The sequence below is a fragment of the Actinophytocola sp. genome, from assembly GCF_036402745.1.
In the GTDB taxonomy this organism is placed as follows: Bacteria; Actinomycetota; Actinomycetes; order Mycobacteriales; family Pseudonocardiaceae; genus Actinophytocola.
The window spans coordinates 1-24,732 of sequence record NZ_DASWSJ010000036.1 but is presented as its reverse complement, the minus strand read 5'-3'; the positions used below and the strand labels follow the sequence as shown (position 1 = coordinate 24,732).

Here is a 24,732-nt window from a genome sequence, read left to right as displayed (position 1 = left end):
GACCCCCAGTGATGCGCAGCGCGTTCCCCTCGAAAACGGTGCCTGCGTGACTGAGTCGGCGTCACGAGAAGTATGTCCGCAGGATGTCGGCGAGAACGGCCTTCGTTTTCTTGTCGGTGCCGGTTGGTAGCGGGCTGCGCGAATTCACGGGTCCGGTCGTTACCGCGAGGGTCACGGTCCCGTGGCCGTCGAGCTTGGACGACGTCGACAGCCGGTATTCGTGCTGGCTGGCGTCGGCCGCGACATAGCCGGGATGCCCGGCGACGCTCGCCTGCCGGTCGCCGGGGTCGCGGCGCGGCGGACCGCCGTCGATCGTGAAGCCGAGGTGGATCTGCCGTTCCGGCTCCACGAAGTAGCAGTCGGTGCCCGCGTCCGACACCGCGACCGGGCGCAACCGGGTACCGAAGTACGTGGCGACCGCGTCGACCGCCACGGCGCAGAGGACATCGGCGTCGGCCAGGGCGGCCGCCGGGATCTTCGCCGGGTCGGCCGGCACCGGGACCTCGGCGTAGGGCTTGCAGCGCTTCGGATCGCTCACGTCGACGTAGGCACACGCCCCGGGATATGGGCTGTCCGGTTCGTCCGGCGTGTAGAGCAACGGCCGCTGTGGTGCCACATCGGCCGGCGGCGCCGTCCCGAGCACGGTCATCAGGGACTCGGCGAGTGCCTTCGACCGGTCGCAGTCGGGTGTGATCGCAAGGACCTGATAGTCGGGTTCGGTCGCGTATTTCGAGCTGAACGGTCCCTGACGCCAGTAGATGTCGCAGCTTCCGTCCTGCGCGTATATCCGTACTTGCTTGCCGCCAATGGTCTCGGTCCGTGGTTGTCCCGTGGAAATGAAGTCGTCGGCAAACGAGATCGACGCGGGTATCGGCTGATGGGAGAAATCCGTGCAGTCGTCGAACGTGTTTCCCACCAGCTTGGCCTCGTCGGCTTCCGAGCCGAGCGCGTCGCGGAGCACGCTGCAGGCATCCCACCTGGGTTCGATCTGTACCGCGGTCGGGTCGGCCAGTGCCGCGGCTGATGCGGTCGCGAGGGTGGTCACCACACGGCAGGTTTCGTCATTCGGTTGCCCCTGCGGCATCTGCGAGAACTGGATCGCCAGCTCGAAGCTGACCGGTAGGAAGACATCGCAGGTGGAGGTGCCCTGGTCGACATAGGCCTTGGCTCCGCCGATGGCGCGAACCGGCAACGAGAGCCGCGTGTCGTGAATCATCGTCACGGCCGCCGCGGTGACGGGATGCGCCATTCCGTCCAGCCGGCACTGGAACGGCTGGTGTGCGGTCGGTTCCGCATCGGGGGGAAATTGCGGCGTGGCGGCCATCGCCTTGTCCAGCAGCGCGCAGAGGTCGAGCCGGCGGAGGGCGGCCAGGACAGCGCCCTTGTCGCGGTCCTTCGGGCTCGGCGCTGAGGGACGTTCGGTGGGCTCAGTCGGCGAGGTCCGATCAGTGGACGGCGGGGTCGTGCACCCGGCCAACCCCAGCACAGCAATGCAGGCGAGCGCGATCACTCGGTTGCTCACGACGCGTAGTCCTTGATGAAGTTCTGGATGTCGGTGTCGCCGTTGAACCGTCCGACCAACCCGCTGATCGTCCGTTCCAGCTGGTCGACCTCGTCCTTGGCCGCGGTGAGGATCTCCTCCTGGGTGTGCAGGTAGGACTTCGCCAGGTCCCGCCACCAGTAACCGCCGACCGAGTCGCCGTCCGCACTCATCTTCAGCACGTCACCGGCCACGTCGGCGAAGAGGGACGACCGCGTGGAACGTCTTCCCTGTCCGGTGGAGCCACAGGCCAGCTCCCGTCCGGCCCGCGGTCACCGAGAAGGGTGTGGAACACGGTGGCGTGCTTGTCGGCGAGCTCCCCGTAGAGCCGGTTCGTCGCACCGAGGGCATCGGACACGTGCCTGAACTGCGGCGGACCGGACGGACGCTGGACGGAGAATCCATCGGGCATGAACACACCCCCAGGTGTTGTACAGAGCGTGTTCCCCTTGACACGCACTGGAGCGAGCCTAGCAACAGGCCCGGGGACGCGTGTGCGGATTCGTCCGGAAAAGCCGCAAGGGGAGCCGTCGCTCGACGGCTCCCCTTCGTGGCTGGTTCAGTAGGTGATGGCCAGGGACGGGTCGGCCAGCAACGCGCCCACGTCGGCCAGGAACTGGGAACCCTGCTGGCCGTCGATCACGCGGTGGTCGAAGCTCAGCGCCAGCTGGCACACCTTGCGCGGCACGACCTGACCGCCGACGACCCACGGCAGGTCCTTGATCGCGCCCAGGGCCAGGATCGCGGACTCGCCGGGGTTGATGATCGGGGTGCCCGTGTCCACGCCGAAGACGCCGACGTTGGTGATCGTGAACGTGCCGCCCACCATGTCCGCCGGCGCGGTCTTGCCCTCGCGGGCGGTCACCGTCAGCGCCTCGATGGCCTCGGCCAGCTCGCGCAGCGACCTTCGATCGGCATCCCGGACCTTCGGCACGATCAGGCCGCGTGGCGTGGCCGCCGCGATGCCCAGGTGCACGTAGTCCTTGTAGACGATCTCCGCGGCGTCGCCGTCCCACACCGCGTTGATGTCCGGCGTCCGCCCGGCCGCCAGGCACACCGCCTTCGCGGCGAAGGTCAGCGGGGTGATCTTCACGTCCCGGAACCGCGCGTCGGTCTTCAGGCGGGCGCGCAGCTCCATCATCGGCGTCACGTCGATCGTGAGGAACTCCGTGACGTGCGGCGCGGTGAACGCCGACTCGACCATGGCCAGCGCGGTCATCTTGCGCACGCCCTTGATCGGCACCCGCCGCTCGCGGACACCGCCCTCGGGAGAAAGCGGGGCCGGGGACGGCGCGGCCGCCCGCTGGACGTCCGCACGGGTGATCACGCCGTTCGTCGCCAGCGTGCGCAGGTCGACGCCGAGGTCCTTGGCGAGCTTGCGCACCGGCGGCTTGGCCAGCGGCACCAGGCCACGCGGTTCGAGCAACGCCGCCGGGGAGTCCGGCACGATCAGCGCGGGCTCCGGGGCGGCAGGCGTGACCGGTGCGACCCGCGCCGGCGGCTCGGTGACGACCGGGCCCGCGCTGGCGGCGGCCTTGCGCGGCCTGCGCTTCGCTGACCCCGCCTTCGGCCCGTACCCCACGAGCATCGCCTGCCCGTTGGACTCGGCGGCGGCCGGCGCCGGCGCGGCGGCAGCCGGGGCAGGCGCAGCCGGAGCGGCGGCGGCACCACCCGGGTCGATGTCGATCGTGACGATCGGGCTGCCCACGTTGACCGTGTCCCCGGCCTGCGCGTGCAGCTCGGTGACCACCCCGGCCCACGGGCACGGCAGCTCCACCGCGGCCTTCGCCGTCTCGATCTCCACGATGATCTGGTTGACCTTGACCTCGTCACCCGGCTCGACGTGCCACGCCAGGATCTCCGCGTCGACGAGGCCCTCGGCCGTGTCGGGGAGGGGAAAGACCTTGTAGTCAGGCATGCGTCACCAGCCCAGCGAACGGTCGACGGCGTCCAGCACCCGGTCGAGGTCGGGGAGGAAGTCCTCCTCGAGCTTCGACGGCGGGTACGGCGTGTCGAACCCGGTCACCCGGATCACGGGCGCCTCCAGCGAGTAGAAGCACTCCTGCTGCACCCGCGCGGCGATCTCCGAGGAGATCGACGCCTCGCCCGGCGCCTCGCTGACGACGACCAGGTGCCCCGTCCGGCGCACCGACTCGTACACCGGCCCGAGGTCCAGCGGCGACAGCGTGCGCAGGTCGATGACCTCCAGCTCGGTGCCCTCCTCGGCGGCCGCGGCCGCGGACTCGAGGCAGGTCTTCACCATCGGGCCGTAGCCGACCAGGGTCGCGGCCGTGCCCCGGCGCAGCACGCGCGAGGAGAACAGCGGGTCGGGCGTCGCGTCGACGTCCAGCTCGCCCTTCTCGTAGTAGCGGCGCTTCGGCTCGAAGAACAGCACCGGGTCGTCGTTCTGGATGGCCTGCTGGATCATCCAGTAGGCGTCGACGGCGTTCGAGCACGACACGACCTTGAGGCCCGCGGTGTGCGCGAAGTAGGACTCGGGCGACTCGGAGTGGTGCTCGACCGCGCCGATCCCGCCGCCGAACGGCACCCGGATGACCATGGGCAGCCTGATCTTGCCCTGGCTGCGGAAGTGCATTTTGGCGACCTGGGAGACCAGCTGGTCGAACGCGGGGAAGATGAACCCGTCGAACTGGATCTCGCACACCGGGCGGAAGCCGCGGATCGCGAGGCCGACCGCCGTGCCGATGATCCCCGACTCGGCGAGCGGGGTGTCGAGCACGCGGTGCTCGCCGAAGTCCTTCTGCAGCCCGTCGGTGATGCGGAAGACGCCGCCGAGCTTGCCGACGTCCTCGCCCATCACGATGACCTTCGGGTCGGCCTCCATGGCCGCGCGCAGCCCGAGGTTGAGGCTCTTGCCGAGGGTGACCGTCCGGGTCGCGGACGCGGCGGACTCGGTGGCCTGGTTCAGCACCGGCGTTGCCATCAGTGCTCACCTCCCGCGAAGCCCGCGGCGTAGTCGAGGTAGGCGTCGCGCTGGGCGGCCACGGCGGGGCTGCCGTCCGCGTAGACCTTGGAGAACATCCGATCCTTGGGCGGTTCGGGCATGTTGACGCAGAACTCGCGCAGCTCGGCGGCGAGCTGGTCGGAGTCGGCCTGCACCGAGTCGAAGAAGGCGTGGTCGGCGTGCTCGTGCCGGACCAGGTTCACCCGCACCCGCTCGATCGGGTCCTTGAGCTTCCACGCCTCGAGCTCGTCGGCGAGCCGGTAGCGCGTCGGGTCGTCGGTGGTGGTGTGCGCGTCCATCCGGTAGGTGAACGCCTCGATGAGCACCGGGCCGTTGCCGTGCCGGCACTCGTCGAGCGCCCAGCGGGACACCGCGAGCGAGGCGAGCACGTCGTTGCCGTCCACGCGCACGCCGGGGAAGCCGTAGCCGCGGGCGCGCTGGTAGAGCGGGAGCCGGCTCTGCCGCTCGGTCGGCTCGGAGATCGCCCACTGGTTGTTCTGGCAGAAGAACACGAGCGGCGCGTCGTACACCGACGCCCACACGAAGCCCTCGTGCACGTCACCCTGGCTGGTGGCGCCGTCGCCGAAGAAGACCATGGTGGCCTCGCCGTCGTCGTCGCCGACTTTGCCCTCGAACCGTTGCCCCATCGCGTATCCGGCGGCGTTGAGCACCTGGTTGCCGATCACGATGGTGTACAGGTGGAACCGCTTGGCGATGGGGTCCCAGCTGCCGTGGTCGGTGCCCCGGAAGATGCCGAGCAGGTCGGTGGGGGGCACGTCCCGGCACCACGCGACGCCGTGCTCGCGGTAGCTGGGGAAGACCATGTCCTGCGGCTTGAGTGCCCGGCCGGCGCCGATCTGCGCGGCCTCCTGGCCGAGCAGCGGCACCCAGATGCCGAGCTGACCCTGCCGCTGCAACGCGTTCGCCTCGCGGTCGACCCGGCGGGTGAGGACCATGTCGCGGTAGAGGCTGCGCAGGTCCTCCGCGGTGATGTCCGCGACGTAGGGGTCCCACTCGGGGTTCTCGACCCGCTCACCCTCGGGGGTCAGGAGCTGGACGAGCTCCTCGCCACCCTCGCTCGTTGCGCGCAAACCCGCGATCACCTGCTCTGCGGTCGGCGTGGCCGCGGTGGCGGCCGGCCCAACCCCCGGTTCCGGGTGCGTCCACTGTTCTGGGGACGACATGCGTTCTCCTTGGTGTCGGCGCCGGGCGCTCGCTTGTGGCGTCGCTTCCGGCCGCGCCACCGACGGCTACCGGCCCGGGTAAGGGGCGGTTCGGGCCACCGGTGGCGCTGACGGTTTCGGGCTCCATCCTGGCACGCGTTAGCTCGATCCGGTGAGGTACGAACGTCGGTCCGTGTCCTTCCGTGATGCGCTGAGCTGCGGAAACGATAGGACAACCGACATTCGGGCGTCAGCGGGAGGCATTCGGGTGAAGCGTGACCACCTCCTGGCGAGCGGTGAACGCGGCAGCTCAGAGCCGCCGCCGTCGCCCGGTCCCGGGGCGGGTCCGGACGGACCCCGCGGCCCTTGGCGACCGTCGCGACGCACGCACACTGAGCACCCGTGATCTGTGTCACAGCAATGGTAGTCGGGTTCGCTCGATGATCGATCGACCACCGGCTCAGTCGCCTACGCTGCGGGGGTGGCCGACGACAGCTGGAAGGACGCCCGCGTCCGCCAGGCGGAGGAGGCGTTGGCCGCGGCCGTGCGGACCGCCGACGAGATCATCGCGGACGCGGCCCGGGCCGCCGCCGAGCACGCCGCGCCGCCCCCGCCGCCGGTGCCTTCGGAGGAGCCGGAGCGGCCCATCCTGCGTGACGCCTGGTAGCCGCCGGCCGTGGCAGTATCGAGCGGGTGGACAACGCATTGGTACGCGGCACTGTTGAGCGAGTCTGGGACGACGCGGTTCTGACCAGCCTGTCCGAGTTCGTCTCGATCCCCGCGCTCTCCCCGATCTTCGACGAGGCGTGGGAGACCTCCGGACATCTGGACGCGGCGGTCGAGCACGTTCGGCGCTGGCTGGTGGCGCGAGACATCGAGGGCGCCACCGCGGAGATCCTGCGGCTGCCCGGCAAGAGCCCGGTGCTGCTTTTCGACGTGCCGCCGACCGAGGGCGTGCGCGCCGACGCCGGCACCGCGCTGCTCTACGGGCACCTGGACAAGCAGCCGCCGGTCGGCGGGTGGGGCGAGGGCCTCGGCCCGTGGACCCCGGTGCTGCGCGACGGTCGCCTGTACGGCCGGGGCGCGGCCGACGACGGCTACTCCGGCTACGCGGCGACGGCGGCGATCGAGGCCGTGCGTGCCGCCGGCGGACCGCACGCCCGGTGCGTCGTGCTGCTGGAGACCAGCGAGGAGTCCGGCAGTCCCGACCTGCCCGCGTACCTGGAGAGGTACGCCGACAAGCTCGGCGCGGTTTCGCTCGTGGTGTGCCTGGACTCCGGTGGTCAGGACTACGAGCGGCTGTGGCTCACCTCGTCGCTGCGCGGCCTGGCGTCCACGACGGTGACGGTGAAGGTGCTGGCGTCCGGTCAGCACTCCGGCATGGCGTCCGGCATCGTGCCGAGCTCGTTCCGGATCATGCGGGTTCTCCTGGACCGGCTCGAGGACGCGGAGACCGGCGAGATCCTGCTGCCGGAGATGCACGGTGAGGTGCCGCCCGAGCGGCTGGCGGAGATCAAGGACCTGGCCGACCTCGCCCCCGGCGCGGCACGCACGGCGTTCCCGCTGCTGGAGGGCATGCGCCCGGTGTCGGACGACGACGTCGAGCTGATGCTGAACAACTCGTGGCGGCCGACGCTGTCGGTGATCGGCGGGGCGGGCTTCCCGCTGCCCGCGGAGGCCGGCAACGTGCTGCGGACGGAGACGACGTTGACGCTGAGCTTCCGCCTGCCGCCGACCGCCGACCCGAAGAAGGCCCTGGCGGCGCTGGAACGGACGCTGACCACGGACGTTCCGTACGGCGCGCACGTGGAGCTGTCCCGCTCGGAGGAGGGCCCGGGCTGGAACGCCCCGGTGACCGCACCCTGGCTGCAGTCGGCGCTGGACGCGGCGAGCGACGCGGTGTTCGACGGCAAGCCGTGGCTGACGATGCGGCTGGGCGGCTCGATTCCCTTCATGGGCACGCTGGCCGACCACTACCCGGCGGCCCAGTTCGTGGTCACCGGCGCCCTGGCGGCCGACAGCAACGCCCACGTACCGGACGAATGGCTGAACATCCCCCACGCGAAACGCGTGACCGAGGCCGTCGCCCACCTCCTGGCCGCCCACGCCCGCGGCTGACCTTCCTGTCCCGACCCTGTCCCGACGGCGCCTCCGGTTCGCCGGGGGCGCCGTTAAAATCGTTGGCGGCGCGGCGTATCCGTTGGTTAGCCTCGCGATCATGCGCGCCTGGTTTCGATGGTGAACTGACCTAGCCCCCCGCTTCCCCGCGACGTTGGTGGCGTCGCTGCTTCTCGTCGGGTTCGCCGACGAGACGGTGGCGTTCCTGCCTTACGGCGCGGTGGAGTCCATCCGGCAGGACGTCGGCCTCAGCTATGTCCAAGCCGGGTTCCTGCTCGCCCTCTACCCCGGCATCGGCCTGCTCGCCACGCCGCTCGGGGTGCTCGCCGACCACGTGAGCCGGCGGGTCATGGCGGCCGTCGGCGGGGTCGGCTACGGGGTCGGTCTCTGGCTGTTCGCCGCCGCGCACGACTTCCTCACCCTGTTCCTCGCGGTCGTGGTCATGGGCACGCTCGGCGACGCGCTCGTCCGGGCGGTCGAGGTCGCGCTGGTCGACGTCGCGGGCGAGAACGTCGAACCCGCGCTCGCACGGTCGAACCTGCTCGCCGCCATCGGGGACCTCGTCGGGCCGCTGCTGCTCGCGGGCGCGCTGGCCACCGGGCTCGGCTGGCGGGCCGCCTTCGTCGCCGCCGGCGCGATGATGGTCGCCTACGGGCTCGTGCTCGCCACCCAGAAGCTCCCGCGGCCCGCCGAGCAACCGGAACACCAGCCCTGGCGCACCATGCTCGAGGTCGTCCGCGACCGGCGGGTGATCGTCGCCGGCCTGCTCGTCGGGCTCGTCGTGGCGTTCGACGACACGTTCGTCGGCTTCGTCGTGGCGTTCCTGACCACCGACCGCGGGGTGAGCCCGGCCATCGCCACCCTCGCCGCCGGTGCCGGCATGGCGGGCGGGATCGCGGCGGCCGCCTGGGCCAGCCGCACCAACCGCCGCCAGGTCGGCCTGCGACCGTGCGCGTGGCTACTGCTCGCCGGCGTCCTGCTGATGCTCCTGGTGCCGAACGTGGTGACCGCCGCCATCGGCACGGCCGCGGTCGGCGCCGCGGTGAACCTCGCGTGGATCCTCCTGCAGGCCCGCTACCTGACCCTGCGCCCCGGCCAGGCCGGCACGACGTCGGCCATCGCCGAGGCGGTCGCCCAGGTCGGCGTCCTGACCCCGCTGGCGATCGGCCTCATCGCCGACCACCGCGGCCTCACCGTCGCGATGTCGCTCTACGTGGTGCTCGCGGCCGTGTTCGTGGCCTCGACCAGGCGCCGGGCTCAGCCGTAGACGCACCAGCCGTCGCCGTGCTTGTCGACGAGCAGGTCGGTCGCATGGTCCGATCCCCCGAGCGGCCGGTGACCCTCCGGCTGCGTTCGGTAGGCGGGAGTACGTCATCGCTGGTCGGCGTCCGGAGACTTGACGCTTGCTCGGCGGTGGAGGGGCAACCGGCATCATGGACGGCATGAGTGCGCGAGTACCGGCGGAATGAGCGGCGCCGAGTGGGACAGGTTGGCCGACTCCGGCGAGATGAGCTCGCCGTGGCGGCTGTGGGGTCCCTACCTCGCCGCCCGGCAGTGGGGCACGGTCCGGGAGGACTATTCGAACAACGGCGACGCCTGGAGCTACTTCACCTTCGAGCAGGCCCGCACCCGCGCCTACCGGTGGGGCGAGGACGGCATCGCCGGCATCTGTGACCGGCACGGGTTCCTCAACCTCGCCGTCGCCATGTGGAACGGCGTCGACGACATCATCAAGGAGCGCTACTTCGGCCTCACCAACGGCGAGGGCAACCACGGCGAGGACGTCAAGGAGTACTGGTGGGTCCTCGACGGCACCCCCACCCACTCCTACATGAAGGTCCTCTACCGCTACCCGCAGCAGAAGTTCCCCTACCAGCAGCTGCGGGACATGGCCCAGCAGGCTGGCCGCGACGAGCGGGAGCCCGAGCTCGCGGACACCGGCGTGCTCGCCGACAACCGGTTCTTCGACGTCGAGGTCACCTACGCCAAGGCCGGGCCGGACGACATCTGCGTCGACATCACCGCCACCAACCGCGGGCCCGACCCCGCGCCCCTGCACCTGCTGCCCCAGCTGTGGTTCCGCAACACCTGGTCCTGGGGCCGCGACGCGCGCCGGCCGGCCCTCATCGCCTCCACCGCCAAGGGCTGGACGCGCGTGGTGGCCGAGCACTCGCTCATCGGCCGCTACACCCTGCACGCCAGCGGCAACCCCACGATGCTCGTCACCGACAACGAGACCGACGAGATCAGCCTCTTCGGCCGCGGCCGAAACCCCAGCCGCTACACCAAGGCCGGCATCGACGACCTCCTCGTCCGCGGCGACCCCGACGCCTGCCAGGTCGTCGAGCCCGGCACCGCCTCGCAGCCCGGCACGAAGGCCGCCGCCTGGTACCACTTCGACAGCATCGCGCCGGGTGAGTCCCGGTCCGTCCAACTGCGACTCATCGCCGGCAACGGGCACGGCCGCGCGTTCGGCCGCACCTTCCGCACCACCATGGGCCAGCGGCGCAAGGAGGCCGACGACTTCTACGCCGGCCTCACCGACCCCGGCCGGCCCGCCGAGACCGCGGTCACCCGCAGGGCCCTGGCCGGTCTACTGTGGACAAAGCAGATCTACCGGTTCCGCCTGCGCCACTGGCTCGAGGGCGACCCGGCCAACCCGCCGTCCCCACCCGAGCGGGCCCGGCCCGGCGCACGCAACCGGCACTGGCGCCACCTCGACGTCGCCGACGTCATCTCCATGCCCGACGAGTGGGAGTACCCCTGGTTCGCCGCCTGGGACCTCGCGTTCCACATGGTCCCCTTCGCCGCGGTCGACCCGGCGTTCGCCAAGGACCAGCTGCTGCTCCTGTGTCGCGAGTGGATGATGCACCCGGACGGCCAGCTCCCGGCCTACGAGTGGGAGTTCGGCGACGTCAACCCGCCGGTGCACGCCTGGGCCGCGCTGCAGGTCTACCGCGCCGAGGAGCGCCGCACCGGCCAGGGCGACCGGGTGTTCCTCGCCCGCGTGTTCCACAAGCTGCTGCTCAACTTCTCCTGGTGGGTCAACCGCAAGGACCCCGAGGGCAACTACCTGTTCGAGGGCGGCTTCCTCGGCATGGACAACATCGGCCCGGTCAACCGCTCCGAGGTGCTCGGCGAGGGCTGGCGCTTCGAGCAGTCCGACGCCACCTCCTGGATGGCGACCTACGCCCTGCACCTCATGCGGATGGCCCTCGAGCTGGCCCGGCACGACGAGGCCTACGAGGACGTCGCCACCAAGTTCGTCGAGCACTTCCTGTCCATCGCCCAGGTGTCCTCCCGGTTCGGCTCGGCCGCCCGCGGCATCTGGGACGAGCAGGACGGCTTCTGCTACGACCTGGTCTCCCGCACCCACGGGGACGGCAGCGTCGAGTCGATGCCCGTGCGGGTGCGCTCGATGGTCGGGCTCATCCCGCTGCTCGCGTCCGCGGTGCTCGAGCCCTGGGTGTTCACCGAGCTGCCGCACTTCGCCGCGCGGCTGAACTACCTGCTGCACCACCAGCCGGAGTTCGGCCAGTTCATCAGCTGGCAGACCGGCCCGGACGACAGCAAGCGCGCGCTGCTGTCGCTGCTCGACGAGGACAAGCTGCGCCGGGTGCTGGCCCGGATGTTCGACGAGGCCGAGTTCCTGTCCCCGCACGGGATCCGCTCGATGTCCGCCGCGCACCGCGACGGGCTCACCGTCGAGGTCGCCGGCCAGCACCACTGGGTCGGCTACGAGCCCGGCGAGTCACGCACGCCCATGTTCGGCGGCAACTCCAACTGGCGCGGGCCGGTCTGGTTGCCCACCAACGCGCTGCTGGTCCAGGCCCTGCACACGATCGACTCCTTCCACGGCGCCGGCTTCACCGTGGAGCTGCCGACCGGCTCGGCCCGCGAGGTCACCCTCGGGTCGGCGGCCCGCGAGCTGTCCCGCCGGCTCGCCGGGCTCTTCCTGCCCGGCCCGGACGGGCGAAGACCGTCGGACGGCAAGCGGATCGAGGCACACGACTCTCCGTTGTGGACCGAGCACGTGACGTTCAGCGAGTACTTCGACGGCGACACCGGCGAAGGGCTCGGCGCCACCCATCAGACCGGGTGGACGGCACTCGTCGCGGTCCTGTTAACGGGGTGGCCCGACCCGAAACGGACATGGTGACCCGTCCGTAACATGCCGATGCTGTCCGCCACGCATCCCAAATGGCAGGATTCGCTGAACTCAGACCGCAAGGCTCGAGGGAGTGACGAAGTGTCCCGACGTACCCACCTGTCCGTCCTCACCGCGCTGTGTGCCGCGAGCCTGCTCGCGGCCGGCTGTGGCGCGACCACCGACCGGCCGCAGGGCCAGAACGGCGGTGGTGGCGGCGGAGGTGGTGCGTGCACCCCGGGTGAGGTCTCCAACGTGCCCGACCCGAAGCCGCTGGCGGTCGCCGCGCCCTCGGACAGCGCGCTCGCCGGCATGGTGCCCGCCAAGGTCAAGGCCGACGGCAAGATCATCATCGCCACCGACGCCTCGTACGCGCCCAACGAGTACACGCTCGAGGGCTCCGACGAGATCATCGGCATGGACGTCGACATGGGCAAGGCGATCGGCAAGGTGCTCGGCGTCGAGGTGCAGTTCGTCAACGCGTCGTTCGACGGCATCCTCGCCGGCCTCAACGCCGGCCGCTACGAGCTCGGCATGTCCTCGTTCACCGACACCAAGGAGCGCGAGCAGACCGTCGACTTCGTGACCTACCTCGAGGCGGGCACGTCGACCATGGTCCGCAAGTGCAACCCCAAGGGCATCAAGTCGATCACGGACCTGTGCGGCAAGGCGGTCGGCGCGGAGAACGGCACCACCCAGCTCGACCAGCTGACCAAGCCCGAGGTCGAGGGCTCGGTCGTGAAGGCGTGCTCCGCCGCGGGCAAGGAGCCGCCGAAGGGCCAGGGCTTCCCGAAGCAGACCGACGTCAACGCGGCGCTGCAGGCCAACCGGATCGACGCCTACCTCGCCGACACCCCCGTCGTGAACTACGCGGTGAAGAAGACCGGCAACGCGTTCGAGAAGGTCGGCAAGGACACCGACGCCGCGCCGTACGGCATCGGGATCCCCAAGGCCGCGGGCACGATGAAGGAGGCCGTGCAGGGCGCGGTCCAGAAGCTCATCAGTGACGGCGGCTACCAGGACATCCTCGACAACTGGGGCGTCACCGGCGGGATCGAGGAGTCCAAGATCAACGGCGCGATCTACTGAACATGACCGAAGGTCCCGATCGAACGAAGGAGACCGAGGACGCGGCCGCCCCGGCGGAGGCCGAGCCCGCGGCCCGGACCCCGCCGGAGCAGATCGTCGCGGTGCCGGTCCGCCACCCCGGGCGGTGGGTGGCGGCCGGCGTCCTGCTCGTGCTGGGCGCGATGCTGGTCCACAGCCTGGCCACCAACCCGGCCTGGCGCTGGGACGTGGTCTGGCGGTTCCTGTTCTCCTCGCGGGTGCTCTCGGGCCTGTGGCTGACGATCGAGCTCACCGCGCTCGCGATGGTCATCGGCGTCGTGCTCGGCATCATCGTCGCGGTGATGCGGCTGTCGCCGAACCCGATCGTCTCGACGATCGCCTGGCTCTACGCCTGGTTCTTCCGCGGCACGCCGGTGCTGGTGCAGGTGATCTTCTGGTCGTTCATCGCGATCCTGTACCCGGTCATCTCGCTGGGCATCCCGTTCGGGCCGGAGTTCGTCTACTTCGACTCGAACCTGCTGATCCCGATCTTCGTCGGCGCGGTGCTCGGCTTCGGGCTCAACGAGGCCGCGTACATGTCCGAGATCGTCCGCGCCGGCATCCTGTCGGTGGACTCCGGGCAGACCGAGGCGGCCGAGGCGCTGGGCATGACCAGGCTGAGGATCCTGCGCCGGATCGTGCTGCCGCAGGCGATGCGGGTGATCATCCCGCCGACCGGCAACGAGACGATCTCGATGCTCAAGACCACCTCGCTCGCGAGCGTCATCGCGGTCGGTGACCTGTTCACCCAGGTACAGCTCATCTACGGCGGCAACCTGCAGCAGATCCCGCTGCTGGTGGTCGCGAGCATCTGGTACCTGGTGCTGACGTCGGTGCTGTCGATCGCGCAGTTCTTCATCGAGCGCCGGTACTCCCGCGGCACGCTGCCGGCCCGCCAGCGCGGGCTGTTCGGGTTCGGCCGGCCGAAATCGGGGTTGGCATGACCGAACCGACGACGATCACCCCGATGGTCAGGTCCGAGGGCGTGCACAAGCACTTCGGCCGGCTCGAGGTGCTCAAGGGCATCGACCTGCAGGTGATGCCCGGCGAGGTGATGTGCGTGATCGGCCCGTCCGGGTCGGGCAAGTCCACGTTCCTGCGCTGCATCAACCACCTCGAGAAGCTCACCGCGGGCAAGCTGTGGGTCGACGGCGAGCTGGTCGGCTACCGGCAGAAGGGCGACAAGCTCTACGAGCTGCGCGACAGCGAGGTGGCCGCCAAGCGGCGCGAGATCGGCATGGTCTTCCAGCGGTTCAACCTGTTCCCGCACATGACCGCGTGCGAGAACGTGATGGAGGCGCCGATCCAGGTCCGCGGCGAGGGCAAGTCCTCGGCCCGGCAGCGGGCGCTGACGCTGCTGGAGCGCGTGGGCCTCGCGGACAAGGCGAAGGCCTACCCGCGCGAGCTCTCCGGCGGGCAGCAGCAGCGGGTCGCGATCGCCAGGGCGCTCGCGATGGAGCCGAAGCTGATGCTGTTCGACGAGCCCACCTCTGCGCTGGACCCCGAGCTGGTCGGCGAGGTCCTCGCGGTGATGCGCAAGCTCGCCGACGACGGCATGACGATGGTGGTCGTGACGCACGAGATGGGCTTCGCGCGCGAGGTCGGGGACACGCTGGTGTTCATGGACGGCGGCGTGATCGTCGAGCAGGGGCGGCCGCGGGAGATCCTGGCCAACCCGCGGCACGAGCGCACGAAGGCGTTCCTGGGCAAGGTGCTCCACTGACCCGACGCCGTACGCCCGAGCGGGAACCGAGCGTGCCGGTGGACCGTCCCATCCGACGGACCATCCTTGTGCTTGGGGGCACCGATGACCACTGACGACGACCGGGCCGGCCGCTGGCTGGACCCGTTCGACCCGACGCCGCCCGAGTGGGCGCGCGTGCGCGCGGAGGACATCGTCCGGCAGATCTTCGCGTTCGAGCCGGGCGCCGGGCGCATGCGCAAGCTCACCCCGCCGGTGCTGCGGTTCACCGACAGCCACGTGAGCGGCGTGCTGGACCTGCGCGCGTTCGAGTTCCCGCACCTGCTGGAGTTCGTCCGCTGCCGCTTCGAATCCCCGCCCGACCTGCGCCAGGCCAAGCTCGGCGGCTGCGAGTTCTACGAGTGCTGGCTCCCCGGGCTCGAGGGCCGCAACATCTACACCCACAACGACATCCGGCTCGTCGGCGGCACCCAGGTGCACGGCAAGGTCGACCTCACCGACGGCGAGATCCGCGGCTCGCTGGAGGTCACCGGCGCGCAGCTGGACAACCCCGGCCGCTACGCCCTGCACGCCGACCGGCTGCAGATCGCCGGTGCGCTGCTCGGTGCCAACCTCGAGGTGAACGGGCGGATCCGGATCCCGGGTCTGCGTACCGGCGGCAACGTCAACCTCGCCGGCGCGTGGCTGCACAACCCGGACGGGTTCTCCCTCGACGGCAACGGGCTGCACATCGGCGGGAACCTGCAGTGCGTGCCGAGCACGAAGCGCCGGTTCCGGTCGACCGGGTGGCTGTTCCTGCCGAGCGCGCGCATCGACAGCGACTTCTCGCTGAGCGGCGCCGAGCTGATCCCGGCGGCCGAGGACAGCACCCGGGACCGCGTGCAGGAGCGGTTCTTCGACCCGCGTGCCACGCTGATCGCCGACCGCATCCAGGTGTCCGGCAACGTGGACCTCGACCAGGGCTTCGAGTCGACCGGCACGGTGCGGATGGTGAACGCGCGGATCGGCGGCTCGATGCGGCTGACCGGCGCGTCGATCGACCTGTCCGAGGGCGCGGAGCCGTTCGCCGAGCTGACCGGCAAGAAGCTGCCGGGGCCGTACGAGCACCGCGCGCTACACCTGGACGGCTCGCAGGTCGACGGCGGCATCGACGCCCGCCAGGCGCGGATCGCCGGCCAGATCCGGGTCGTCGACGTGTCCGCGCGGGGCAGCGTCCTGCTCGACGGCGCGGTGCTGTGCAACCGCAACGGCGACGTGGTCGAGGGCCGGCGGTTCACCACGGGCGGCAACCTCGACGCGCGCGGGCTCACGGTGTTCGGCTCGATGCTGCTGCCGGAGGCCAACATCGGCGCCAACCTCGACCTGCGGGCGAGCCGGTTCATCAACCCCGGCCGGTACCGGCGGGACCGGTCGCGCAAGCCCTCGGTGGACCTGCGGAGCGCGCGGATCGGCCGGGACCTCGTGTGCGCGCACGGGGACCGGGACAACCAGGCGTTCTCCGCGCACGGCGAGATCCGGATCCGGCGTGCGGAGATCGGCCGGCAGACCAACTTCCAGGGCGCCGAGGTCGGCTCGAGCCTGAACGCGACGGCGATCAACGCGTACGGCCTGATCACCCAGGAGCTGCGGCTGGACGTGGCGGTGGCGCCGCGCGGGAAGGTGAACCTGCGGCACGCGCGGTGCGCCTCGCTGCTGGACAACGACACGTTCTGGGACGCGACCGGCCACATCGAGCTCGACGACTTCCGCTACGACGCGCTCGCGGTCCCGATCGAGCTGGACGACGACGCGCAGATCCGGCGCAGGCTTCGCTTGCTGCGCAAGGCGATGGGCGGCAGCTACCGGCCGGGCCCGTACGATCAGTTCGCCGTGATGCTGCGGGCGAGCGGCAACGAGGAGCACGCCTCGACGGTCCTCATCGACAAGCAGCGGTGGCGTTACGTCGCGCTGGCCGAGGGCTACCGGGTGCTGGGTCCGGTGGTGCGGATCTGGAGCTGGCTGCAGCGCTACGTCGTCGGCTACGGCTACAAGCCGATGCGCGCGCTGCTGTCGCTGGCCCTGCTGCTGGTTCTCGGGACGGTGTGGTTCTCGGTGCAGCCGAACCCGGTCGAGGCCAACCGCGACGACCACCTCGTGTGGAACCCGTTCCTGTTCACCATCGACCACCTGGTGCCGATCGTGGACTTCGGCTACAAGAACCGCTGGCACCTGTCGGGGCCGTCCGAGTGGGTGACCGCGGGCCTGATCGCGTCGGGCTGGATCCTGGCGACCACGGTGGCGGCCGGCTTGACCCGGATGCTCCGCCGGTCGAGCTAGCGTGGTGGGCGTGGAGTTCCACCTGGCCCAGGCCAACCTGTCCCGGCTGCGGCACCCGCCGTCCTCGCCGCGGGTGGCCGAGTTCGAGGCGGCGGTCGACCGGATCAACCACCTGGCCGAGCGTGCCCCGGGCTTCGTGTGGCGCCTGCGCACCGGGGTGGCCGGCGACCCGCGGCTGATCCTCAACGTGTCGGTGTGGAAGTCTTACCAGCCACTGCACGAGTACACCTACCGCAGCGCCCACGGCCACTTCCTCCGACGCCGCCACGAGTGGTTCGACCAGGTCGAGCAGCCGAGCACCGTGCTGTGGTGGCTCTCCGCGGGAACCCAGCCCACGGCCGAGGACGCCCTGGCCCACCTGCGACTCCTCCGCCGCTACGGCCCGACCCCGCGCGCCTTCACCCTCCGCGTCCGCTTCGACCCCACCGGAATCCGCGAACGCCCGGCGAGACACCCGGCCCGCCACGGCTAGCAGGGGCGGCCGGCGGGCCGGCAAAGCCGCCGGAGCGGACTGGCCGCCACGTCGCAGCGCGGCCCCGGCCGACGGTTAACATGCGTCGGTGCCAGAACTCAAACTCGAGATCCAGATGCTGCACGACAGGGTCTTGGTGCGGCTCACTCCCGAGGAGGGCGAACGGCGCAGCAGTGGTGGCATCGTCATTCCGGCAACGGCCCAGATGGCGAGGCGACTGGCGTGGGGCGACGTGCTCGGCGCCGGCACGAACGTGCGGAACGTGAACGTCGGTGACCGGGTGCTGTTCAACCCGGACGACCAGTTCGAGGTCGAGGTCAAGGGGCAGACCTACCTGGTGATGCGGGAGCGGGACCTGCACGCGATCGCCAGCGAGCGCACCGAGCACGGCACTGGGCTGTATCTCTAGGGGAAGGCGAGTCGTGGAGCACAGGTGGCCGGAGTCGCACGCGGAGCAGACCGACGTGCTCATGCCTGTGCGGCCGACGCCACCCGCACCCGGCGCGGCCACGCTCGGCACCGGTGCGCCCGATGACGAGCCGACCGTCCAGTTCCGGCCCGTCCTGGAGCAGCCCGACGCGCCCGACGGCGAGGACAAGAAGAAGCCGAACCTGCGCAAGGCCGGCATCGTCGCCGGCGCGGTGTTCGGCGCGCTCGTCGTCCTCTACGGCGTCGACCTGATGCTCAGTAGCGGCGAGGTCCCGCGCGGCGTCAGCGTCGCGGGCGTCGACATCGGCGGCCAGTCCCACCAGGCGGCCGAGGACGTGCTGCGGGCCCGGATCGAGCCGCGCCGCACCGAGCCGGTCGACGTCAGGATCGGTGACGTCGACGCCAAGATCGAGCCGGCCAAGGCGGGCCTGTCCGCCGACTGGCAGGGCACGCTCGCGCTCGCCGGCGACCAGCCGCTGAACCCGATCACCCGGCTCACCTCGTTCTTCACCACCCGCGAGGTCGGCGTCGCCACCACCACCGACAACACCGCACTCACCGCCGCCGTCGAGAAGCTGCGCACCGACACCGACCGCGAGCCGACCGAGGGCGGCATCAAGTTCGACGGCGTCACCCCTGTCGCGGTCGAGCCCAGGCAGGGCCAGAAGCTCGACGCGCCCGGCGCCCGTCAGGCGCTCATCGACGGCTGGTTCACCGGCGACACGGTTGAGCTGCCGGTCGACACCACCCCGGTCAAGACCACGTCCGACGGCGTCCAGCGGGCCATCGACGAGATCGCCAAGCCCGCGGTGTCCGGCCCGGTCGTCGTGCACGGCAACGGCAAGGACGCCCGCCTCGAGCCGCCGGCCATCGCCGCCGCGCTGGTGTTCGAGCCCGGCCCCGACGGCGGGCTCACCGTCAAGATCGACGAGAAGAAGGTCGCCGCCGCGGTGCAGCCGCAGCTCGCGTCCACCGAGATCGAGGGCAAGGACGCGCAGATCGTGTTCACCGGCGGCACACCCACCGTCGAGCCGTCCGTCGACGGCAAGGGCGTCGACTGGAAGAAGAGCCTGCGCCCGCTCAAGGACGTGCTCAAGAAGGCCGACGGCCGCGAGCTCACCGCCGCCTACGCGGCCAAGCCCGCCAAGGTCACCACCGATGCCGCCAACAAGCTGGGCATCAAGGAGGTCATCGGCGAGTTCACCACCCGCGGCTTCGCCGCCGACTCCGGCATCAACATCCGGACGGTCGCCGCGGAGGTCGACGGCGCCATCGTCAAGCCCAAGGAGACCTTCAGCCTCAACGGCCACACCGGCCCGCGCACCGCGGCCCAGGGCTACGTCGAGGCCGGCGTCATCAAGGAGGGCGCGCCGGGCCGGGAGGTCGGCGGTGGCATCTCGCAGTTCGCCACCACGCTCTACAACGCCGCCTACTTCGCCGCGATGACCGACGCCGGGCACCGGGAGCACAGCTACTACATCAGCCGCTACCCGGCCGCCCGCGAGGCCACGGTGTTCCAGAACCACGACGGCAGCAGCGTCATCGACCTCAAGTTCACCAACAACTCGCCCACCGGCATCGCGATCCAGACGATCTGGACGCCCAGCTCGATCACCGTGAAGATCTGGGGTACCAAGCACTACGAGGTCGAGTCGGTCACCGGCGGCCGCAGCAACTTCACCGAGCCGCAGCTCAAGGAGAGCACGGCGAAGAACTGCCACGCGGGCAACGGCGCGCAGGGCTTCACCACCTCCGACACCCGGATCATCCGGGACGCCAAGACCGGCGCGGAGGTCAGCCGCAAGACCCGCTCGGTCCGGTACAACCCGCAGCCCAAGATCGTCTGCAAGCCACCACCGCCCGGCTGACCGAGCACGAAAAGGGCCCCCGCGTTCGGCGGGGGCCCTTTCGTCAGGTCCTGGAATCTCCTACGCGCGAGTGCGTGCTCGCGGGTACAGCGACGCGGCCAGGATCACGGCGATCACGGCGACGACGACCTGGAAGATGTGCCGCCACCAGTCGAAGCCCGCGGTGTTCGCCACGCCCGTCCAGCCGGCCAACATGTTGCCGACCAGCGCACCGACGATGCCGGCGAGGATGGTCAGCCAGAAGGGGATGTCCTGCCGGCCGGGAGCGAACAGGCGTCCGAGGATGCCCAGAATGATTCCGGCGATGAGCAGACCGACGATTGCGCTCACTGACCACATAGCTGCTCCTCAGCGAATCGAGTGGTGAATTACAGATACCACCGATCCGCCGCGGCTACACCTCGACGTCGATCACGATCAGAACGCGGCTTCGTCGAGCCCCATCAGCGAGTTGTCGGCCGCCTCGACGATCTTGCGACCGGCGGACAGCTCCGGCAGCACGTTGCGCGCGAAGAACGACGCCGCGGCGATCTTGCCCTCGTAGAACGCCTTGTCCTTGCCGGACACCCCGGCGTCGAGCCGGGCGATGGCCACCTCGGCCTGGCGCTGCAGCAGCCAGCCGACCATGAGGTCGCCGGCGGCCAGCAGCAGCCGGACACTGTGCTGCCCGACCTTGTAGACGCTCTGCGGGTCGTTCTGCGAGTTGGTCAGGTGACCGATCATCGCGCCGAGCATGCCCTGCACGTCCTCGAGAGCCTGCTTGAGCAGCCCGCGCTCCTCCTTGAGCCGGCCGTTGCCGCTCTCCGCCTCGATGAACGTGGAGATCTGGCCGGCGAGGTAGGTGAGCGCCGTGCCCTTGTCCCGGACGATCTTGCGGAAGAAGAAGTCCAGCGACTGGATCGCGGTCGTGCCCTCGTACAGCGAGTCGATCTTCGAGTCGCGGATGTACTGCTCGATCGGGTAGTCCTGCAGGAAGCCGGAGCCACCCAGGGTCTGCAACGACTGCGCGAGCTGCTCGTAGGCCCGCTCGGAACCGACGCCCTTGACGATCGGCAGCAGCAGGTCGTTCACCCGGGAGGCCAGCTCCAGCGACTCCTCGTCGCCCTCGCCGGTCCACACCTGGTCCTGCAGCGTGGCCGTGTACAGGTACACCGCGCGCAGGCCCTCGGCGTAGGACTTCTGCAGCATGAGGCTGCGGCGCACGTCCGGGTGATGGGTGATCGTGACCCGCGGCGCGGTCTTGTCGAGCATCTGGGTGAGGTCGGCGCCCTGCACCCGGTCCTTGGCGTAGCTCAGCGCGTTCAGGTAGCCGGTGGACAGCGTCGCGATGGCCTTGGTGCCGACCATCATCCGGGCGTACTCGATGATCTGGAACATCTGCGCGATGCCGTTGTGCACCTCGCCGACGAGCCAGCCCTTGGCCGGCACCCCGTGCTGGCCGAAGCTCAGCTCGCAGGTGGTGGAGACCTTCAGGCCCATCTTGTGCTCGACGTTGGTGACGAACACGCCGTTGCGCTCGCCGAGCTCACCGGTCTCGGTGTCGAAGTGGAACTTGGGCACGATGAACATCGACAGGCCCTTGGTGCCCGGGCCGGCACCCTCCGGCCGCGCCAGCACGATGTGGACGATGTTCTCCCCGAGGTCGTGCTCGCCGGAGGTGATGAAGCGCTTCACGCCGTCGATGTGCCACGAGCCGTCGTCCTGCTTGACCGCCTTGGTGCGGCCCGCGCCGACGTCCGAGCCGGCGTCGGGCTCGGTGAGCACCATCGTGGCGCCCCAGCCGCGCTCGATCATGAGCTCGCCCCAGTGCCGCTGCTCGTCGGTGCCGTTGCGGTGGAGGACCTGGGCCATGTTCGGCCCGGAGAGGTACATGAACAGCGCGGGGTTCGAGCCGAGGATCAGCTCGGCCGCGGCCCACTGCACCGACGGCGGCAGGCCGAGCCCGCCGAGGTCGTTGCTGAGGCCGAGCCGCCACCACTCGCCGTCCCACAGCTGCTGGTAGGACTTGCGGAAGGACTCGGGGAGCGTCACCGAGTGGGTCTTGGGGTCGAACACCGGCGGGTTGCGGTCGCCGTCGACGAAGGACTCCGCGAGCGGGCCCGTGGCCAGCTTGTTGAGCTCACCGAGGACCCCGCGCACGGTGTCCTCGTCGGACTCGGCCAGCACGCCCTTGCCCAGCCGCTGCTGGATCTCGAACACCTCGAACAGGTTGAACTCGAGGTCCCGGACGTTGCTCTGGTAGTGGCCCATGTCGGCGCTCCCCATTCTGGACGGTCCCCTACTCGGCGGTAACATCAGGATATTACTTGCCGGTAGCATCCGGCAAGGAAACTCCTGGAACCGTCGTCCATTGCACCCCGGACCTGGGCCGCACGGGGTCAGTCGCGAGCGGGCCTCGACCCCGGGACGGCCGATGGTCGATCCACCTCGTCCACCACCAGCACCCCGGACCGGAAGGCGACCGCGACCGCGTGCGTGCGGTCCCGTGAGGAGAGCTTGCGCAGGATGCTCTTGACGTGGGTGCGCACGGTCTCCACGGACACGAAGAGGATGTCGCCGATGGCCTGGTTCTCCAGCCCGTCGGCGATGAGCTGGAGGACCTGGTGCTCGCGCTTGGACAGCGGCTGGCGGGGCTGCTGGATGCGCGGCGGCGGGGCGGCGAGCGTGGGAGCGAGGGCGGGGTCGAGGTAGCGGCCCTCGGTGTGCGCCGCGGTGATGGCGCGGACCAGCTCGCCCGGCTGGGCGGAGCGGCGGATCACGCCACGCGCGCCCGCGGTGAGCGCGCTCGCGATGTACTGGGTCGTCCGGCGGGCCTCGTCGATCAGCAGGAGGACGGCGGTCTCGCGGTTGCCGGCGGTGAGGACGTGCGCGAGGTGCCCGCGCGGGTCGAGAGCGGCGTCCACCACGACCACGTTCGGGCGCAGGCGTTGGCACAGCCGCAGCCCGGGGGTCACCGACTCGGCGGCGCCGAGCCAGCGCAGCCCGGGTGTGCGGTGGATCAGGGCGGACAGGCCTTCCCGCACGAGCGGGGTGCCGTCGATGAGCGCGACGCTGACCGTGGTCGTCGCCGCGCGTGCCGGTTGTCGCTCGGTACTCACTGTCATCCCGTCCTCCTGCCTGGCCGCCGTCGGTTCAGGGACGAGATGGAAGCGCTGCCGTGACGCGGTTCACGAAGGGCTATTTCGACAGTGACGAAGGCGCCCCAGAGAGTAATCTGAGCGATAGCGAACACTTAGCACTGCGTGGCATCGCGGCACTACTGTTGGTGGCACTGTGGAGTCTGACATCGAGCGCAACGCCCAGGACTGGTTCAGGTTCATGGTCGACACCAACCTGGCCCCGGGTCTGCGCGCGCTCGGATTCTTCGGCGTGGGTCGCCGGTTCCGTATCGAGGGCCACCGGCACTGGGGCGAGGTCGTCGTCGAGCAGGCCCGGTCGTTCACCCTGCGAGCCGTCCGCTTCACGGTCCACGTCGGGGTCATCTCCCGCGACGAGTGGGCCGAGCAGCTGCGGGTGCGCCCGTACTACCCGGCCGGCGAGGTCACCCGCACGCAGATCATGGGCTGGAACTCACCCATCGGCGAGCTCGTCACTGTGGCCGGCCACCCGATCGGGGAGCTGTGGTGGGAGCTCGAGGTCGGCCACCCGTTCGAGTCCCTGGCCCGCGAGGTGCTCACCGCGGTGCGTGAGTTCGCGCTGCCCGCCATGCGCGACCGCATGGCCTGACTGTTGTTGGACGTCCCGACGCTGCTCGTCGATGGGCTGTTGCTGCGCCCGTGGTCCCTGGCCGACGTGCCGACGGTCCAGGCGGCGTCGAAGGACCCGTACATCCCCCAGATCACGACGGTCCCCGAGTCCGGCGACGAGCTCGAGTGCCGCGCGTTCGTCGAGCGCCAGTGGGAGCGGGCGCGGTCGGGCCTGGGCTACTCGTTCGCGGTCTGTCTCGACGGCCCCGCGGTCGGCCAGATAGGCCTGTGGCCCCGCGAGGCCTGCGCGACGGTCGGCTACTGGCTGGTGCCGTCCGTCCGGGGCCGCGGCCTCGCGGCGCGGGCGCTGGCGGTGGTGGCGGGCTGGGCGTTCGAGAACGGCACCGAGGAGCTGGAGCTGTTCGTGGAGCCGTGGAACGAGGCTTCCCGTGCGACGGCCCGCCACTGCGGCTTCATGGAACGCGGCACCGTCCGCGCCCACCACCAAGTGGGGACCGAGCCCCGGGACGCGATCCGCATGACTGCCCGCCGCTAGGTCGCCGTCGGGCTGGTCCACAGGCCGTGTCGGCGACAGCCGTCTTGTCGGTGGGGTTTCGCGGATTCCGGGGGGCCGCCCTCGGTCCGGTTGTCCACAGGTTGGGTTGGCGGCGGGCGGCCGTTTTGTCGGTGGGACTTCGTAGAATGAATACCGGGGGCCGGAGGCCGCGCCCTTGCGGCGCGGCGCTTGCTGATGCTCGTTGTTCGGGTTCTGGGTCGCCGGCACTCGGGGCCCTGCTTGTTCTCCGGGCTGCGTCGTGCTGCTTGCGCCCCATCCACGCCCGCCGACGGTCCCGGGCCCCTCAACCTCGCGCTGTCGGGCCCGCTTCGGCCTCGTCGCGGCAGTGCTCGGCCTGCCTCGCTCTCGCCGCCGCTGGCTTGTTCGGCTCTCCCCGCTGCCGCCCTCGGCCCTTGCTGCTGGCTCGTTCCTAGGCTCGCCTTCGGCTTCGCCGTTGCGCTCTCGGCCCGCTTCACTTCGCCGCTGCCCCCGGCCCCAATCGGGCGACCTTCATCAGCCTGATGCCATGCCGGGCAAAGAAAGGCCGTGGCCTCGGCAGCAGGGTTGCCGGGGCCACGGCCCGCCTAAGTGGTCATCCGTGGGCCACGAAGCGGCGGCAGCGGTGCACGCCGCCCGCCTGGGCGTTCAGCTTGAAGCCGTGCA

General features: G+C 70.5%; 21 protein-coding genes. 13 read left to right on the top strand and 8 right to left on the bottom strand.

All coding sequences use genetic code 11. The annotated features are described in order from the left end of the window. Positions 1-61 precede the first annotated feature (61 nt). From VGD70_RS03560 to pdhA, 5 genes are all read right to left on the bottom strand, one after another. Positions 62-1,522 (bottom strand): hypothetical protein, encoded by a 1,461-nt coding sequence (locus tag VGD70_RS03560; protein WP_331078048.1) that lies wholly within the window; start codon positions 1,520-1,522, stop codon positions 62-64. Beyond that, positions 1,519-1,713, bottom strand: coding sequence for a hypothetical protein (locus VGD70_RS03555; protein ID WP_331078046.1), 195 nt, complete (start codon positions 1,711-1,713; stop codon positions 1,519-1,521). The genes VGD70_RS03560 and VGD70_RS03555 overlap by 4 nt, the downstream gene beginning before the upstream one ends. A 386-nt stretch (positions 1,714-2,099) precedes the next feature. Next, a complete protein-coding gene (locus tag VGD70_RS03550; protein WP_331078044.1) occupies positions 2,100-3,458 on the bottom strand; it encodes a dihydrolipoamide acetyltransferase family protein in 1,359 nt (452 codons plus the stop codon). A 3-nt stretch (positions 3,459-3,461) separates the two neighbouring features. Further along, positions 3,462-4,484, bottom strand: a complete 1,023-nt coding sequence (locus VGD70_RS03545) for an alpha-ketoacid dehydrogenase subunit beta (protein ID WP_331078043.1) — start codon at positions 4,482-4,484, stop codon at positions 3,462-3,464. Further along, complete coding sequence (pdhA, locus tag VGD70_RS03540) at positions 4,484-5,689, bottom strand: pyruvate dehydrogenase (acetyl-transferring) E1 component subunit alpha (RefSeq protein ID WP_331078041.1); 1,206 nt, start codon at positions 5,687-5,689, stop codon at positions 4,484-4,486. The genes VGD70_RS03545 and pdhA overlap by 1 nt, the downstream gene beginning before the upstream one ends. A gap of 460 nt (positions 5,690-6,149) precedes the next feature. Here pdhA and VGD70_RS03535 point away from each other — a divergent pair, with 460 nt between their 5' ends. The 11 genes from VGD70_RS03535 (at position 6,150) to VGD70_RS03485 (ending at position 19,827) form a co-directional block, all read left to right on the top strand. Continuing rightward, positions 6,150-6,335, top strand: coding sequence for a hypothetical protein (locus tag VGD70_RS03535; protein WP_331078040.1), 186 nt, complete (start codon positions 6,150-6,152; stop codon positions 6,333-6,335). 17 nt (positions 6,336-6,352) lie between these two features. Continuing rightward, on the top strand, positions 6,353-7,786 hold the full coding sequence (locus tag VGD70_RS03530) for a M20/M25/M40 family metallo-hydrolase (protein ID WP_331078054.1): 1,434 nt from the start codon (positions 6,353-6,355) through the stop codon (positions 7,784-7,786). 157 nt (positions 7,787-7,943) lie between these two features. Next, entirely contained in the window at positions 7,944-9,053 is a 1,110-nt protein-coding gene (locus VGD70_RS03525; protein WP_331078039.1) for an MFS transporter, read from the top strand. Positions 9,054-9,251: 198 nt separating this feature from the next. Beyond that, the gene (locus VGD70_RS03520; protein WP_331078038.1) at positions 9,252-11,945 is read left to right on the top strand and encodes an MGH1-like glycoside hydrolase domain-containing protein; all 2,694 of its coding nucleotides are present in this window, start codon (positions 9,252-9,254) and stop codon (positions 11,943-11,945) included. Between the two features lie 90 nt (positions 11,946-12,035). Further along, positions 12,036-13,022, top strand: coding sequence for an ABC transporter substrate-binding protein (locus VGD70_RS03515; protein WP_331078037.1), 987 nt, complete (start codon positions 12,036-12,038; stop codon positions 13,020-13,022). A 2-nt stretch (positions 13,023-13,024) separates the two neighbouring features. Beyond that, positions 13,025-13,984 carry an amino acid ABC transporter permease gene (locus VGD70_RS03510; RefSeq protein WP_331078035.1) on the top strand — a complete coding sequence of 320 codons (960 nt, stop codon included), beginning with the start codon at positions 13,025-13,027 and terminating at the stop codon, positions 13,982-13,984. Continuing rightward, a complete protein-coding gene (locus tag VGD70_RS03505; RefSeq protein WP_331078033.1) occupies positions 13,981-14,763 on the top strand; it encodes an amino acid ABC transporter ATP-binding protein in 783 nt (260 codons plus the stop codon). The genes VGD70_RS03510 and VGD70_RS03505 overlap by 4 nt, the downstream gene beginning before the upstream one ends. An 84-nt stretch (positions 14,764-14,847) precedes the next feature. Continuing rightward, positions 14,848-17,058 carry a hypothetical protein gene (locus VGD70_RS03500; protein WP_331078031.1) on the top strand — a complete coding sequence of 737 codons (2,211 nt, stop codon included), beginning with the start codon at positions 14,848-14,850 and terminating at the stop codon, positions 17,056-17,058. 10 nt (positions 17,059-17,068) lie between these two features. Then, positions 17,069-17,530, top strand: a complete 462-nt coding sequence (locus VGD70_RS03495; protein WP_331078029.1) for a DUF3291 domain-containing protein — start codon at positions 17,069-17,071, stop codon at positions 17,528-17,530. A 115-nt stretch (positions 17,531-17,645) separates the two neighbouring features. After that, on the top strand, positions 17,646-17,939 hold the full coding sequence (locus VGD70_RS03490; protein ID WP_331078052.1) for a co-chaperone GroES: 294 nt from the start codon (positions 17,646-17,648) through the stop codon (positions 17,937-17,939). Between the two features lie 61 nt (positions 17,940-18,000). Continuing rightward, a complete protein-coding gene (locus tag VGD70_RS03485; RefSeq protein WP_331078050.1) occupies positions 18,001-19,827 on the top strand; it encodes a VanW family protein in 1,827 nt (608 codons plus the stop codon). A 60-nt stretch (positions 19,828-19,887) separates the two neighbouring features. On the opposite strand, the gene VGD70_RS03480 is transcribed toward VGD70_RS03485, so the two are convergent. From VGD70_RS03480 to VGD70_RS03470, 3 genes are all read right to left on the bottom strand, one after another. Further along, a complete protein-coding gene (locus VGD70_RS03480) occupies positions 19,888-20,166 on the bottom strand; it encodes a GlsB/YeaQ/YmgE family stress response membrane protein (protein ID WP_331078027.1) in 279 nt (92 codons plus the stop codon). 78 nt (positions 20,167-20,244) lie between these two features. Beyond that, positions 20,245-22,077 carry an acyl-CoA dehydrogenase gene (locus tag VGD70_RS03475; protein WP_331078025.1) on the bottom strand — a complete coding sequence of 611 codons (1,833 nt, stop codon included), beginning with the start codon at positions 22,075-22,077 and terminating at the stop codon, positions 20,245-20,247. Positions 22,078-22,205: 128 nt separating this feature from the next. Further along, positions 22,206-22,931, bottom strand: a complete 726-nt coding sequence (locus VGD70_RS03470) for a response regulator transcription factor (protein WP_331078023.1) — start codon at positions 22,929-22,931, stop codon at positions 22,206-22,208. 169 nt (positions 22,932-23,100) lie between these two features. Between VGD70_RS03470 and VGD70_RS03465 the strand changes: the two genes are divergently transcribed. Further along, positions 23,101-23,553, top strand: coding sequence for a DUF4304 domain-containing protein (locus VGD70_RS03465; RefSeq protein WP_331078021.1), 453 nt, complete (start codon positions 23,101-23,103; stop codon positions 23,551-23,553). Positions 23,554-23,556: 3 nt separating this feature from the next. Next, positions 23,557-24,069 carry a GNAT family N-acetyltransferase gene (locus VGD70_RS03460; protein WP_331078019.1) on the top strand — a complete coding sequence of 171 codons (513 nt, stop codon included), beginning with the start codon at positions 23,557-23,559 and terminating at the stop codon, positions 24,067-24,069. The last annotated feature ends 663 nt before the right edge of the window (positions 24,070-24,732 follow it).